General features: G+C 38.0%; 12 protein-coding genes. 10 read left to right on the top strand and 2 right to left on the bottom strand.

Features of this window, described 5'->3' with window-relative positions:
* Positions 1 to 68: 68 nt before the first annotated feature.
* A complete protein-coding gene (locus CQZ96_RS07080) occupies positions 69 to 770 on the bottom strand; it encodes a DUF3820 family protein (protein ID WP_004721962.1) in 702 nt (233 codons plus the stop codon).
* Positions 771 to 1334: 564 nt separating this feature from the next.
* Here CQZ96_RS07080 and CQZ96_RS07075 point away from each other — a divergent pair.
* The 7 genes from CQZ96_RS07075 to rnk all read left to right on the top strand — a co-directional run bounded on the left by CQZ96_RS07075 (position 1335) and on the right by rnk (position 10262).
* Complete coding sequence (locus CQZ96_RS07075; RefSeq protein WP_105714516.1) at positions 1335 to 2588, top strand: lipase family protein; 1254 nt, start codon at positions 1335 to 1337, stop codon at positions 2586 to 2588.
* Positions 2589 to 2797: 209 nt separating this feature from the next.
* The gene (locus tag CQZ96_RS07070; protein WP_171287953.1) at positions 2798 to 3139 is read left to right on the top strand and encodes a transposase family protein; all 342 of its coding nucleotides are present in this window, start codon (positions 2798 to 2800) and stop codon (positions 3137 to 3139) included.
* 125 nt (positions 3140 to 3264) lie between these two features.
* Positions 3265 to 4548 carry an alpha/beta hydrolase gene (locus CQZ96_RS07065; RefSeq protein ID WP_105714514.1) on the top strand — a complete coding sequence of 428 codons (1284 nt, stop codon included), beginning with the start codon at positions 3265 to 3267 and terminating at the stop codon, positions 4546 to 4548.
* A gap of 637 nt (positions 4549 to 5185) precedes the next feature.
* Positions 5186 to 6595, top strand: coding sequence for an alpha/beta hydrolase family protein (locus CQZ96_RS07060; protein ID WP_105714513.1), 1410 nt, complete (start codon positions 5186 to 5188; stop codon positions 6593 to 6595).
* 353 nt (positions 6596 to 6948) lie between these two features.
* Positions 6949 to 8175 (top strand): alpha/beta hydrolase family protein, encoded by a 1227-nt coding sequence (locus tag CQZ96_RS07055; RefSeq protein ID WP_004721951.1) that lies wholly within the window; start codon positions 6949 to 6951, stop codon positions 8173 to 8175.
* Positions 8176 to 8335: 160 nt separating this feature from the next.
* A complete protein-coding gene (gene glyA, locus CQZ96_RS07050; RefSeq protein ID WP_105714512.1) occupies positions 8336 to 9589 on the top strand; it encodes a serine hydroxymethyltransferase in 1254 nt (417 codons plus the stop codon).
* Positions 9590 to 9854: 265 nt separating this feature from the next.
* Complete coding sequence (gene rnk, locus CQZ96_RS07045) at positions 9855 to 10262, top strand: nucleoside diphosphate kinase regulator (RefSeq protein ID WP_004820092.1); 408 nt, start codon at positions 9855 to 9857, stop codon at positions 10260 to 10262.
* Between the two features lie 80 nt (positions 10263 to 10342).
* Here rnk and CQZ96_RS07040 read toward each other — a convergent pair whose 3' ends face one another.
* On the bottom strand, positions 10343 to 11884 hold the full coding sequence (locus CQZ96_RS07040; protein ID WP_105714511.1) for a DUF4139 domain-containing protein: 1542 nt from the start codon (positions 11882 to 11884) through the stop codon (positions 10343 to 10345).
* 266 nt (positions 11885 to 12150) lie between these two features.
* Here CQZ96_RS07040 and CQZ96_RS07035 point away from each other — a divergent pair, with 266 nt between their 5' ends.
* The 3 genes from CQZ96_RS07035 (at position 12151) to CQZ96_RS07025 (ending at position 14990) form a co-directional block, all read left to right on the top strand.
* Positions 12151 to 12648, top strand: a complete 498-nt coding sequence (locus tag CQZ96_RS07035) for a chorismate--pyruvate lyase family protein (protein WP_105714510.1) — start codon at positions 12151 to 12153, stop codon at positions 12646 to 12648.
* 17 nt (positions 12649 to 12665) lie between these two features.
* Positions 12666 to 13544 carry a 4-hydroxybenzoate octaprenyltransferase gene (ubiA, locus tag CQZ96_RS07030; RefSeq protein ID WP_105714509.1) on the top strand — a complete coding sequence of 293 codons (879 nt, stop codon included), beginning with the start codon at positions 12666 to 12668 and terminating at the stop codon, positions 13542 to 13544.
* A 219-nt stretch (positions 13545 to 13763) separates the two neighbouring features.
* Positions 13764 to 14990 carry an alpha/beta hydrolase family protein gene (locus tag CQZ96_RS07025; RefSeq protein WP_105714508.1) on the top strand — a complete coding sequence of 409 codons (1227 nt, stop codon included), beginning with the start codon at positions 13764 to 13766 and terminating at the stop codon, positions 14988 to 14990.
* Positions 14991 to 15071: the final 81 nt, after the last annotated feature.

Here is a 15071-nt window from a genome sequence, read left to right as displayed (position 1 = left end):
AATAAATTGACCCTAGAGTAAAGAATGAAAATTACACTAATATGACTTTATTGTTACAAATCATCAGTTTAAAGTGTGACGATGTTTGCATTCTCTAAAGCTTTGCGTAAATAAGGGTCAAGCTCATCTTGACGAAGCAACCATTGCACATAGTCTTTGGGTAATTCTGCAATCGCTGTCCCACGATGCTTACCAAAGTTAATACTGCGCGGGATACGCGCATCTTCTGAGGCTTCATATAATTCTTCAATGGTTTGAATTTTGAGTTGATAAACAATATGCATGAGAATATTTGCAGTTAAAATAATATCGGCATCCGCACGATGTGCACCTTTTAACATTTCACGTGCTTTCTCACTGCCTTTACTGATCATATAAATCAGTGCTGATATATTGTGTGCTTCAGCATCAGGCCAAACAAGACGAGCAAGTGCCAACGTACAAATGGCTTTGATATGAGCAGTATCTACGCCACATTGTTGGATTGCGCGAATATCATAATCAATATTATGCCCAATGATATATTGGGTGTGCTGAGGAAGTTCAAAGCTGGAAAAATTAGGTTGCCCGACAAGATCAGATTCTAAGATATGGTGAACTGCCATTGAGCCAAAGGAAATTTTTTCATTGCCAATACTATAAAGTTGATCGAACATTTGTTCCCGATCTAAGCTTAATTTCCCTTCTTGAATTTGAATCGGTGCATAAGCAATTTCAATGGGCAATCCATTGAGTGTATGAGTTTCAGTATCTAGAATGATTGCTTGCATACCTTTGTTCCTCAACAAATAGATAAGAAAGAGCGCCTTATTAAACTAGCTTTTTTAGACGCTAAATACAAATGAAACCCATCTAAAATTAAGATAAGTACAGGCTTTTGCTTAAATCACAGGCAGAATCAGTTTTTTAATGTGAATTATCTTTAGAATACTTAAAACCAATGATTAAAAATTGATTGAAATTTAAATAATAAAATAAATCATTGATAAGAATCTATTCATCGTTAAAACTGTGAAAAATATATTAAAAATTGAGTGTTATGAAATTAATTTATGCTGATTGGTGTATAAAAACCACATTAAATTCAGTTGATTGATAAATAAAAAAGTTGGATTGATGAGATAATTTAATATGTTTTAAAGATTAAATCTCATTTGCTAAATTTATATTTATGTCTTAATTGTAATAAAGCCTAGCTTAAATATCGCCAGGTATTATGAAGTAATAACAACATAAACATTAAACTAAGATGAGTGATCTATTGGATCAGCGCTGGCAAACGATGGGTTGACCCTGCTGAACTGATAGAAAAAATGATAAAAAGGAAGAATTATATGAAATTAAAATTACTTTCAGTGTTATTGACTGGATCTACGCTATTTCTAACTGCATGTGGTGGTGATGACGACAATAGTGATCATTTATCGACAAGCTCAGATGTAGATGTGAATAATATTCAAAATCCAGTGGTCAATACACCAGTACCTTATAATATTAAAAATGATGTTCTTCCACCCAATGCGGATGAGAGTGTGGTGATGACTTATAAAATGAAAGGCATCACAGGACAAGAAACTCAGGCAACCGCATTGGTCTTTACCCCTAAGACTGCACCGCCTGCTGGAGGTTGGCCAATTGTGGCTTGGGCACATGGAACGACTGGTGTTGCTGACAAGTGTGCACCGAGTAAAAATAAATTATTTGTGCCTATAGCCGATGTGCATACTCAAAAAATGGTTGATGACTTTGTTAAGGCAGGTTATGTGGTGGTTGCGCCAGATTATGAGGGTATGGGTGAACCGAGCGAGAAGGAGATCCATCCGTTTTTAAATTTAAAAAGTGAAGCTTATTCAATTACCGATGCTGTGGTGGCAACCAAAAGTTGGTTGGGCAATAAAGCATCCAATAAATGGGCGGTTGCTGGAATCTCGCAAGGCGGTCATGCAGCATTAGGTGCAGCGCAGTATGCAGCCCGTGCCAATATGGATTATAAGGGTGCAGTTGCAATGGCACCGGCAAATAATCTGGAATTGATCGAAAACCTGTCGGAAATGGCTTTAGCGGATGCAGATGGGTTAATTCAGATCGGCGGTTATGCTGCACTCGATACTTTAACGGCTTATATGGCAGCGGGTATAAAGGCGGTAAATCCAACTGAGGCTGTATACAGTATTATATTTAAAACACCTACTGATAAAATTGCTGAGAAAGCAGAAAGAGAATGTCTTGCAGGAATGGGGGCTGCTTTTGCACTACCGATGACTGTTTATAATATTAAGAACGGGAGTCTTAAAGATTATCCGCGTAAAAAAGAGGGCTATAAGAATGATCCAATCGTAAGACAATTTTTGGGTACAGATTCACAGCCCTTACAAACACTCGTTAAAACGCCGATTATTATTTATCAGGGCGGTAAAGACACTGTTGTATTACCACAGGCGACTGATGCCTTGGTGGCACAGGCACGAGCTTTAACCACCAAAATTGATTATAGAACCAATTCAAGTTGGGATCACACTGGTTCATTTACGGCCAATGTTGATAATGGACAACTGCTAGAAGATATTAAGACCTTGCTTGCTAATTAAATTTTGAGTGTGTTTAGTCCTTACTAGTGGCTTCTTTTATAAGTCTTTTTTTAAAACATAGATCAACATAAAAGCCCCTATTATGAAAAATAGGAGGCTTTTTTATATGGATTTGAAGCATGTTGAAATTTTAGAAAACAATTTTTAAGAACATAGTTTTTTGGTCTGGTTATTAAACCTCTTTCATAAATCAAAAAACGTTCATCTTTTTGTTTAATATTCATTCTGCAAAATTTAAGATTTTCAGGCATCATCTGCATTTATTCCCAACAAATTCATTTATTCTTGCAGATAAAGGTTATCAATGGATTTCTGTCATATATACCACTAACCTGTTACCGTCCAAAGCTAAAAAACGTTGTGAATTAGATCCTTTGCTAAAAACATATAATCGAGAAATTAATAAAAGAAGAATAGGCATTGAGCATTTATTTGGTACATTAAAAACTTTCAAAATCTTTGTAGAGTGTTATCGAAATAAAGGGGAAAGACTTGGCTTAAGGTTCAATTTGATTGCAGGTATTTATAATTTAGAACTGAGTAAAAAGTGATTTATGAAAGGAGTCTATTAAAAATTTTTAATAAATTAGTTCTTTTGGACGATTTAAGTTAATTCAATTTGTTATCAAATATTCATTCAAAATACTAAAAAATATTATATGCAAGGATGAATCAAATGAAATTAAATTTACTTTCAGTCATATTGGCTGGATCCTTTCTATTTTTGACTGCCTGTGGTGGTGATGACAAGAGCGATACTCCATCCACAAGCCCAAATGTCAATGTAGATGTAAACAAAATTCAAAATCCAGTGGTAAATACACCCCAACCATATATGCCAAATTCCCCAAAAAATCGTCCAGAAAATGCAGCTGAGAGTGTGGTGATGACCTATAAAATGCAAGGCATCAAAGGAACAGAAACTCAGGCAACCGCATTGGTATTTACCCCTAAAACTACGCCTCCTGCTGGTGGTTGGCCGATTGTGGCTTGGGCACATGGTGCTGTAGGTGTTGCTGACGATTGTGCGCCGAGTACAAAGGAATTAATTACGACTTCGTTTTTAGGTGCACAAGATAGGTCTATCTATAACATGGTCGATAGTTTGGTTAAAGAAGGCTATGTGGTGGTTGCACCAGATTATGAAGGTCTAGGTGAACCGAGTAAGCAGGAGATGCATCCATTTTTAAATTTAAAGAGTGAAGCCTATTCGATTACAGATGCGGTGGTGGCAACCAAAAGTTGGTTAGGCAATAAAGCATCTAATAAGTGGGCTGTTGCGGGGCACTCACAAGGCGGTCATGCAGCATTGGGTGCAGCACAATATGCAGCGCGTGCCAATATGGATTATAAAGGAGCAGTCGCATTGGCACCCGCAAATAATCTAAAATTGATTGAGGAACTGTCGGAGATGGCTTTGATGAACATGGAGGATGGGACATTCGCTAAAACATTCGGTTATATCGTTTTAGATACCTTAACGTCCTATATGGCGGCGGGGATGAAAAGCCTTTATCCGACTGAGCCTTTATACAGTAAAATATTTAAGTCACCAATTGATAAAACTGCTGAGCAAGCAGAAAAGCTTTGTCTTGTCCCCTTGGGTTTTCAATTTTTGGGGGAGGTAGGTGCATATATGAGTAAGAATGAAGGGCGTCTTAAAGGTTATTCTTCGCGTAAACAGGAAGGCTTTAAAAATGATCCAATCGTAAAGCAATTTTTGGAAAAGGATTCACAACCGCTACAAAGTCTGATTAAAACCCCGATTATTATTTATCAAGGGGGCAGCGACAATGTTGTAATACCACAGGCAACGGATGCCTTGGTGGCACAAGCACGTGCTTTAACTACAAAGATTGATTATAGAACTGATCCGACTTGGGATCACTTTAGTATATACGCTGCTAATGTAGCAAATGGCCAGCTGTTAACAGATATAAAAACCTTGCTTGCCAATTAATTGTTCAATGTTGACCATAACAATTTTAAATGCCCTTATTATCAGTGATAAGGGTGTTTTTTATAGCGTTAAACACTATATTTTAAGTTTAGAAAAAGATGGCTTAAGAAACGTTGTTTTGATTTGGTTATTGATTATTTCTATCGTTTAGCTATTATCTGAACTGTTTTTTAGTATATTGTGACTGCAATGTTTAAATATTAATCATCTTGAATTGATTGAAACTTAAACTATACGATGGTTGTTGATAAGAATTTATTTAAAATAAAAAATCAAACATATATTTGTATCACCTCCCTAATTCACAGTATTTGCAGAATATATGCGATATATAACACTTGGGGTAAATAATAAATAAATATGAGATTCTATAAATACAACAATATTTCAGTGAATTTAATATCAATATATTGATTTTAAAAATAATTTAAAATTTTAAAATATTAAATTCCACTTGCTTAAATATTATTTCTCGCATAATTATAATGAAGCGCAGCTTAAAAATTGCACAATGTGATGTAAGCAAAAAAAATAAACATTCATTATGCCTGTGGCTGGAGCTTCGTTAATTAGAGTTGGCAAATTGAATTTGTTAGCACTGAAGTCATAAAAATTATTATATGCAAGGATGAATCAAATGAAATTAAATTTAATCTCAATAATGTTGGTTGGATCTGGTCTATTGCTAAGTGCCTGTGGTGGCAATGGAAACAGTAATAATTCATCCACAGGTTCAAATGATGAAAAACCCATTGTAGAAAAGCCCGGTGATGTAATTCCACCTGACGAAAAACCAGGTGACGAAAAACCAGGAGATGAAAAGCCAGGTGACGAAAAGCCAGGTGACGAAAAGCCAGGCGATGAAAAACCACCTGAAGATAAGCCAAATGTAGATGTCAACAATATTCAAGACCCAGTGGTGGGCACACCAAGCGCATATCAGAGCGCAGCAGAAAATCCACCAAATGCTGCAGACAGTGTAGTGATGACTTATAAAATGAAAGGCATCAAAGGAACAGAAACTCAGGCAACAGCATTGGTATTTACGCCTAAAACTGCACCGCCAGCTGGCGGCTGGCCAATCGTAGCTTGGGGACATGGTACAACAGGTGTTATTGACCAATGTGCACCGAGTCGAATGAAATTAATCACCACTACCATTCTAGGCGTAGATCGATCTACTCATGATATGATCGATAGCTTTGTTAAAGAAGGCTATGTTGTAGTCGCACCCGATTATGACGGTTTGGGAGAGCCAGGTGGTCAGGAAATGCATCCATTTTTGCATTTAAAAAGTGCAGCCTATTCAATTACCGATGCTGTGGTGGCAACTAAAAGCTGGTTAGGCAATAAAGTATCCAACAAATGGGCTGTTGCTGGCGTCTCACAAGGGGGGCATGCCGCATTGGGCGCAGCAGAATATGCGGCGCGTGCCAATATGGACTATAAGGGTGCTGTTGCTTTGGCGCCAGCAAATAATTTAGAAATGCTTGAAAACATAACAGAAACGGATTTGGCGAATAAAACTAGAGCTGAGCAAATGATGGGCTATCCGGCGCTAGATGCCTTAACCTCTTTTATGGGTGCGGGGATGAAAAGTCTTTATCCAAACGAGCCTGTTTATACCAACATATTCAACGACCCTTATCATACCCCTGCTGCACGAGCAGAAGAACGTTGTCTTGCAGGGGTAATTGCGGCTTTTACTGACCGGACAAATAGGACTGAAGGGCTGTTTGGTCGTCTAGTCAACTTTTCACGGCGTAAAAAAGCGGAATATAAAGATAATCCGATTGTAAGGCAATTTTTAGATAAGGATTCACAACCACTACAAACGCAAGTAAAAACGCCAATTATTATTTATCAAGGGGGAGCGGATACTATCGTATACCCACAGGCAACGGATGCTTTAGTGGAGAAGGCACGTGCTTTAAACACCAAAATTGAGTACCGAACTGATCCGACTTGGAGGCACGTCAATATACAGGCGACCCATGTTCAAAATGGAAACTTGTTAAAAGATATAAAAGCCCTACTTGCTGATTAATTTTGTGAGTGTTCAATACTTAATTGTAGCAATGTAAAAATGCCCTTATTATCAGTAATAAGGGTATTTTTTATTGCGTTAACTCTTATATTTTAAGTTTAGAAAAAAGATGAATTGAGAAACTTTTTTGACTGAGTCATTGATTATCCCTTTGATTAGTATTATTTAATATTTTTAATATAGAGATCGTTCATCATTGTAAGTATTTGCTATAAGACAAAAATAAAGTGAAAATTTAAATAATGATTAAAAAAACTTGCCTAACATTTTTTTTTGAAGTATTGATGAAAGAATTATACGCGCTCAGCCGTATATATAACTTTAAAAAAATTGTGCTTTAAGGAATAAGTCACATGAAAAAAAATGCATTATCAATTTTAATTCTAAGTTCAGGTTTAGTTTTATCCGCGTGTAATAACGGTGGTAGTGGGGGAAATTCTTATGAATCACCTTCAAATACGGATCTAAACACTATCGCAAACCCTGTTGTTGGTACACCTATAGCATATACCAAGACAGATTTTTCTGCTGTGGCGGCTGATAGTGTGGTGATGACTTATAAGATGAAAGGGGTGAAGGGAACTGAAGTACAAGCAACCTCATTGGTATTTACGCCTAAAACTGCACCACCAGCTTCAGGTTGGCCTATCGTGGTTTGGGCGCATGGTACAACCGGTGTCGCTGATGTATGTGCGCCAAGCCGTAATGAGACCAATGCTGATATTAAAAAAATGATTTCTAAATTCCTTGCGGAAGGCTATGTGGTTGTTGCACCAGACTATGAAGGTTTAGGCGAGCCGAGTGGAACTGAACTCCATCCATTCTTAAATGTAAAAAGTGAAGGTTACTCGATTACAGATGCTGTGGTTGCAACCCGTAATTGGTTAGGTAACAAAGCATCGAAACAATGGGTGACTGTTGGACACTCGCAAGGTGGTCAAGCTGCTTTAGGTGCTGCACAATATGCTGATCGTGCAAATTTAGACTATAAAGGTACAGTTGCTGTTGCACCTGCGTCACAACTGAATTTGATTCTAAATGCTGGAGAATCTAGTGTGGCAAATGCAACGCCTGTTCAACAGATTCCAGTTTATGCATCTTTAGATACGTTTACCGCTCTGATCGCGGCAGGCTTACGTAATGCAAACCCAACTTTAGACTATAGCCAAGTCTTTAAAGTGCCGACTGATGCGATTGCTAAACAAGCAGAATCTGTTTGTTCTTCTCAACTAGGCGATAAGTTCGGGGGAGCAATGGGACAGTATGTTGCAATCAATGGATCATTGAAAAATTATCCAAGAAAAACAGATACCTTTATGTCGTTACCAGCCGTTAAAACTTTCTTAGAGAAAGATTCGCAACCTCTACAAGTTCAAGTTAAAACACCTATCATCATCTATCAAGGTGGCGCTGATACCACTGTACCGAAAGCAGCAACAGATACCTTATATGGTACGGCGAAAGCACTGGCGACGCAGGTGCATTACATTACCGAACCAACTTGGGATCATGGTAAAGCCTATTCTGAAAATATCGACAATATTGTGGCTGATGTAAAAGGAATGTTTGCAGCACAATAACTATTTTAAATTGTAGATTTGAGCAAATGGCTTATGTTTTCAACATGAGCCATTTTTATTTAAAACGGAGCAAACTTGATTCTGTTTAATTACAAACTTCATGCTACAATACGCGCAATCTTAGCACGGCTTAAAAGCCCTAATTCATAGGACCTCGCTAATGTTCGCCAATATCTCTATTTCTGAATTTGATCCAGAAATTGCTCAAGCAATCACTCAAGAAGATGCCCGTCAAGAAGCTCATATTGAGTTAATCGCATCTGAAAACTATTGCTCACCAGCTGTTATGGAAGCACAAGGGTCAAAACTCACTAACAAATATGCGGAAGGTTACCCTGGCAAGCGCTATTATGGCGGTTGTGAATATGTTGATGTGATCGAACAATTGGCGATCGATCGTGCTAAAGCATTATTTGGTGCTGACTATGCAAATGTTCAGCCACATGCAGGTTCTCAAGCAAATTCAGCAGTTTATCTTGCTTTACTCAACCCAGGCGATACTGTTTTAGGTATGAGCTTGGCACATGGTGGGCATTTGACCCATGGTGCTAAAGTCAACTTCTCTGGTAAATCATATAATGCTGTTCAATATGGTTTAAACGTAGAAACTGGTGAAATTGATTACGAAGAAGTTGAGCGTTTAGCTATAGAGCATAAACCACGTATGATCGTTGCAGGTTTCTCTGCATATAGCCAAATTGTAGATTGGCAACGTTTCCGTGAAATTGCGGATAAAGTTGGTGCTTATTTATTTGTAGATATGGCTCACGTTGCTGGTCTAGTTGCCGCAGGTGTATACCCAAGCCCAGTTCAAATCGCTGATGTAACAACCACGACTACGCACAAAACTTTGCGTGGCCCACGTTCTGGTTTAATCCTTGCAAAAGCAAACGAAGAAATTGAGAAAAAGCTTCAATCTGCTGTATTCCCAGGTAACCAAGGTGGTCCATTGGTTCATGCGATAGCAGCAAAAGCAATTTGCTTTAAAGAAGCAATGATGCCTGAATACAAAGAATATCAAAAACAAGTGGTTGTAAATGCTAAAGCGATGGCTGAAGTATTGATTTTACGTGGTTATGATGTTGTATCTGGTGGTACAGAAAACCATTTATTCTTGTTGTCTTTAATTAAGCAAGATGTGACAGGTAAAGATGCTGATGCTTGGTTAGGCGCTGCTCATATTACTGTAAACAAAAATGCTGTACCAAATGATCCACGTTCTCCATTTGTTACTTCAGGTATCCGTATCGGTACGCCAGCAGTAACAACACGTGGTTTTGGTGAAGCTGAAGTTCGCGACTTGGCTGGTTGGATTGCGGATATCCTCGATGCAAAAGGTGATGAAGCTGTTATCAATGCGGTGAAAGCAAAAGTTGAAACAGTCTGTGCAAAATTCCCCGTTTATGCTAAATAAGCATTAACTTGAGAAGGCCTCCTCTCAAGGGGGCTTTTTTTATGGTTGTTGAATAAGTTGAAAAGCTTAAACACCGAAGTAAATATCTGTTATAAAAGAAGTAGATTATGGGAGTTTATTGATACTTCGTTTCACGTTTCCGACATATAGGTTACATGCTGTAATTTTCGGCTTGTGGCTTAATTCATTTATGAAATGTCAACAGACCTATTATAAACATCGCTGCTATACCCAAATGATGTGAAAGATCGAAGGAATTAGGCACATGGCTAGTAAACCAAATATTATTATTTCAGAACAAGATTTACATCGCTTAGAAACGATGTTGGAACATCAGTCGAAATTGACTGTGACGATGCAACATTTAGAAGAGGAATTGGCACGAGCAGATGTGGTTGCGCCTCAAGATATGCCGCCCAATGTGGTGACCATGAATGCAAAGGTTTTAATCACCATAGCACCCTCAACGGAAGCAACAGAAATTACCTTGGTCTATCCGCATGATTTTCGTGGTGAGGCAGGGCAGGTCAATGTGGTTGCACCTGTAGGTACTGCAATTCTTGGCTTGGCTGAAGGACAGGAAATTGAATGGCCACAGCCTGATGGTCATTTGATGAAAGTTAAAATTGAAAAAATATTGTATCAGCCTGAAAGAGAAGGCGATTATCTCTAATAAAAATTTAAGCGATAAAATTTACCTGTTTAAATAAAGCCCAGTCATTACTGGGCTAAATTTTATATAAAAAACAAAAGTTAAAAACCTGAAGTTCTTCCTTTGCTTGGATACTTAAATTGGTGTTGAATATCTAATTTATAAATCTGTTTTGGATTTAAATCGATTTGCCATTGGTTGATATTGGGTTGTCCATTCCATTGTGTTGCAGTCGGCGGGATATTATAGGTCGATTGTATGCTGAGTTTACCGTTCTGGCTTTGTGGTTCAGCTTCAAAAATCGTGACTTGAATTGGGTAGCTATGTAAGTTTTGCACTGAATATTGCTGTTTTCGGATGGTTTCAGATTGAGTACCTTTGACTGGATTTTTCTTATCGGTTAAATCAGTCACTTTAACTTGAATTTGATCATCTGTACCAAAGCTCATTTGAAGTGCTTCATCTGCGCTATTGCTCCAAGCTCTTTGCCCAATATAGTCGCCATCACGATATAGTTTTACAGTCCCAGAAGGCCAATTTTGATCAAGTTTTGAAATTTCAGCATTAATTGTGGCTTGAGTGCTTTGTTTCGGGATCGCCCAAACTGAAAGTTTCGCTGCGTATTGTTCAGTGCTTAAAGGTAAATAGATTTGTTGTTGACTGCTTGGAATGGAGGCTTTGGTCTCTGAACGGAATTCAGTACTAAAATTTAAATCAGCTGCTTGAAACTGTGGGAATTGCGGGGGCGCTTTTTTGACTGCGGCTGTCGACTTTCTATCATAACTCATTTCAGCCATCGCAATAGGTGCTGGTGCAACTGGATAAATTGGTCGTACAGGTTCTGGTTCGTAATAGTTGACCCACCATTGTTGTGGCTGCACTTGTTGAACGTAGTTTTGCGGTGTTGCTGTGGACAATGCCAATTTAACATTGTTCCAGTCTTCACCAGTTTTTTGTGCAATCATTGCCATACGGGTGAGTTTAATTTGCTTGGTTTGGGTATTTAATTCGGCTTTATATATCGGTTGCCAGCGTGCATAAGGCACCATATAGCTAATTTTAATTTCACCACGTTGTGGTGCATTGACATAAAACTTAAGTGTACGTTGGTTAAACTCGCTGTCGCCAATGGCATTTAAGTCTTGTTCAAGTTCTTGTAAACGTTGTTGTAACTTTTCTTTTTCTGCCTTGGCTTGATCAATGGCAATAAAGGCCTCATAGGCTTGTTTGCGTACTTTTGGCGCAGAGCCTTTAATGACATTTTCTAAAAACTTATTTTGTAATTCAGCCGCTTGAATAATTGAGTTTTGTTCAGAAATTTTCTTTTTAATATCCTCTATATTATTGCGCAATTGAGAAGACTCATTTCCAGCAGGTTTATCCAGTGCGCTATCTGTATGCGAAACCGCATTGACTTCAATATTGCTACTTTGATATTGCAGTTGATCGATATTAAAGTTTGCCGCAAGGCCATTCAGGGTAACGAGTTGTTCTCCTGCTTGTACAGGAATGGTTCGTTCAATTTTTGCCAGTGTAGGATACAGTGTGACTTGTTGAATCGGTGAATTGGATAAGTTAAGTGCAAAGCTATATGTTGAAGGAATGCATAAAATGCTGAGTTGTAGTGCTGTTTTTATATTCATTATGCGAGGCCCTAAAATACCTGAGATCAGTGTTAATATTTAAAATGTAGCAGAAAGTGATACAAATCAAAATAGTGATTAAAAGAGAAAACCAGTCGGTGCGAAGTTGATGAAATAAAGTTATCTTAATTTTCACTTGAATCTCTCGTTTCCCTGTTTTTATTTTTGATGGATTGTTCATTCAATTTTAGGATTCAGACGATCAATTTAAACAAAACAAAAAATTTCAGTTACACTAAGTCATCCAAAATTTGAAGGGCTGAACATTGAAACAATCATGCACAATACGGGATAAGAAGTTTCCTCCTGAATTAAAAACATGGTTGTATGCACAAGGTTCATTGACTCAGCAGTTGACTGATGTCGCGGGTGGTGTTTTTAAAGTTCAACCGATTCAAGAGCATTATCAAAGAATGAGTGTGCTGGATAGTCAATGGATGCTAATGCCACAGCAACATACCTCATGGGTCCGTGAAAGTTACTTATTTGGTTGTGATGCACAGCCATGGGTAAAAGCAAAAAGTATTTTTCCCATTCTCAGTATCCATGGCAAAGCACGTTTGTTTAAGCATATTCGAACCAAACCGATCGGAAAATTTTTATTTCAACGTACCAATCCGCTGTGTGAACGGCGTGTTTTAAAATTAGCAGAAGGTTGGACACGTCAAAGTTGTTATACTTGGCATGGTTGTAAATTTATTGTTCAAGAGACTTTTCTACCTGCCTTTGAGCAATTTTTGCAACAACAGCATATTTCAAAATAGAGTATTGAAGGACTGTCATGTCGATCGCGCAACACACCACTTGGCAACAACGCTTAGAAGCTTATTATTATCTGTGTCGTTTTGATAAACCAGTTGGGACAGAATTGGTTTTATGGCCGACCATGTGGGCATTATGGATTGCTGCAGAAGGTATCCCCGATATTGTGACACTGGTTGCAATGGTCTTAGGGACAATTTTTATGCGCGCAGCCGGTTGTGCGATCAATGATTTTGCTGATCGTAAAGTTGATGCACATGTGGAACGAACTAAAAATCGTCCACTGGCTACTGGGGTGATCTCAGCCAAAGAAGCAGTCTGGGTGTTTGTGGGTTTGGTGGCTGCCAGTGCGTGTACTTTGTTTTTCTTACCGATCGCAACTTTTTACTGCGCGCTTGCAGGTTTAGTCCTCGCCTTTATTTATCCCTTTATGAAGCGTTATACCCATTTACCACAAGTGGTCTTAGGGATGGCATTTTCTTGGGGTATTCCGATGTCGTTTACCGCAATGGGGAAACCTTTAGATTGGACCTGTTGGTTGCTTTATTTTGGCAATTTAGCATGGACCGTGGCGTATGATACCCAATATGCAATTACAGATCGTGAATATGATTTAAAAATTGGCGTGAAATCAACTGCCATTCTTTTTGGAAAATACGATATTCAGATCATCTCTTTATTGCAATTGACCAGTGTATTGTTGATTGGTACAGCATTATATTTAGAAAATATATTGATTCCATTTGGCTTGATTGCATTGTTATTGGTTGTTGCTGATTTTATTTACCAATGGTCTAAAACCAAAGAGCGAGATCCACAATTATGCTTTTGGGCATTTAGACATAACCGTTGGGTCGGTTTAATTATCTTTGTCGGCATTTTTATTGCATTATTTTGAATTTAAATTATTAAAATAAACCACTTTTGAAATTTCATCTGTATTTATAATAATACGAAATATTGATGAAATTTCACTAGATAAAGAAAAATAATAATTTATAAATGTGATATATTCCTCTGTTTTATTAAAAAATATTGTAGCAAGACGCATTTATTTGTGCTTAATTAAGGGTGAACACGGAGCTGTTCAAACAATAAAAAAATTGAGGAATTTGTAATGAAAGCAATATTTAAACAAACCCTATTAGCAATAACTTGCGGTTCAGCATTATTCTTAACTGCATGTAATGATGATGATAACAAGGATAACTGGGGTTCAAATAAAGATTATGTGTCTGAGAGTGCCTATAATTTAGGTCGCATGCCTGAGGCTGAATCAATCAAAGTCATGACCTATAATATGCCCTATGTACTCGGTGGAACTAAGAAAGCTACAGCAATGGTTTTTGTTCCAAAAACCAAGAGACCTACTGATGGTTGGAAGGTAGTGGTTTGGGAGCATGGTACTGTAGGTGTGGGTGATAGTTGCGCACCGAGTAGAAATGAAATTAATGATCGATTTATAGGGATGGCACAGAGTCTATTAAAAGAAGGTTATGTGATTCTCGCACCTGATTATGAAGGCTTGGGCACGCCAGGTATGCACCCATATTTAAATCTAAAGAGCGAAGCAAACTCAGCAATTTATGCAGTGAAAGCATATAAAGAGCGTTATGGTAATCAAATCAATGGTCAATGGATGTCAGTCGGGCAATCTCAGGGCGGGCAAGCGTCTTTAGGTACGGCAGAGTTTTCCAATAGTGATGCCAACTATAAAGGTGCTGTGGCAGGCGCACCAGCCTCAAGTTTGGGGGATATCATTGCTGATGTTGCACCGAAAGCGATTCAAAAGCTACTTAAAGATGGAAAGGTGGATGCCGCAACTGATGTATCTGCTACATTATTGACCTATACGTCTTTTGCCGCAGTCGGTGTGACCGCTTATGAGCCTAAGTTTAACTATCGAGATGTGTTTAAAGAGCGTTCAAAAAGTATTGTTGCGTTGGCGGAAGGTTCAACAGGGGAGAACGGTTTATGCTTTACCGATTTAAAAACTAAATTTGTTGGTGATATTAAAGGTTATATTAATGATAATCCAGGAAAAACTGTTTTAGATTATCCAGGATTAATCGATAATTTCCAAGAGAACCCGACCTTGAAAAAATTCTTGGCAGATAATCAACCTGCAACGAAAAGAATTAATACGCCTGTGATGATTATTCAGGGGACTGAAGATACCTCTGTGCCTTATACAGTCACAGATAAATTACAAAAAGACTTAAAAGCAATGGGAACAGATGTGACTTTCTTAGCTGTGGAAGGTGCGAATCATACTGGAGCGATTATAGCGAAGAATACTGAACTGGTTGAGTTTATTAAAAAGCATATGCCAACTACGAAATAAGTGTTTTTAGAAAATCATCAAATTATTTGGTTTTCTTGGTAGTTAAATAGGGATTAGCAATTTATAGAAAAAGCAGAGTTT

Source organism: Acinetobacter sp. MYb10 (assembly GCF_002980175.2).
In the GTDB taxonomy this organism is placed as follows: Bacteria; Pseudomonadota; Gammaproteobacteria; order Pseudomonadales; family Moraxellaceae; genus Acinetobacter; species Acinetobacter guillouiae.
This window is presented reverse-complemented; position numbering and strand designations above follow the sequence as displayed.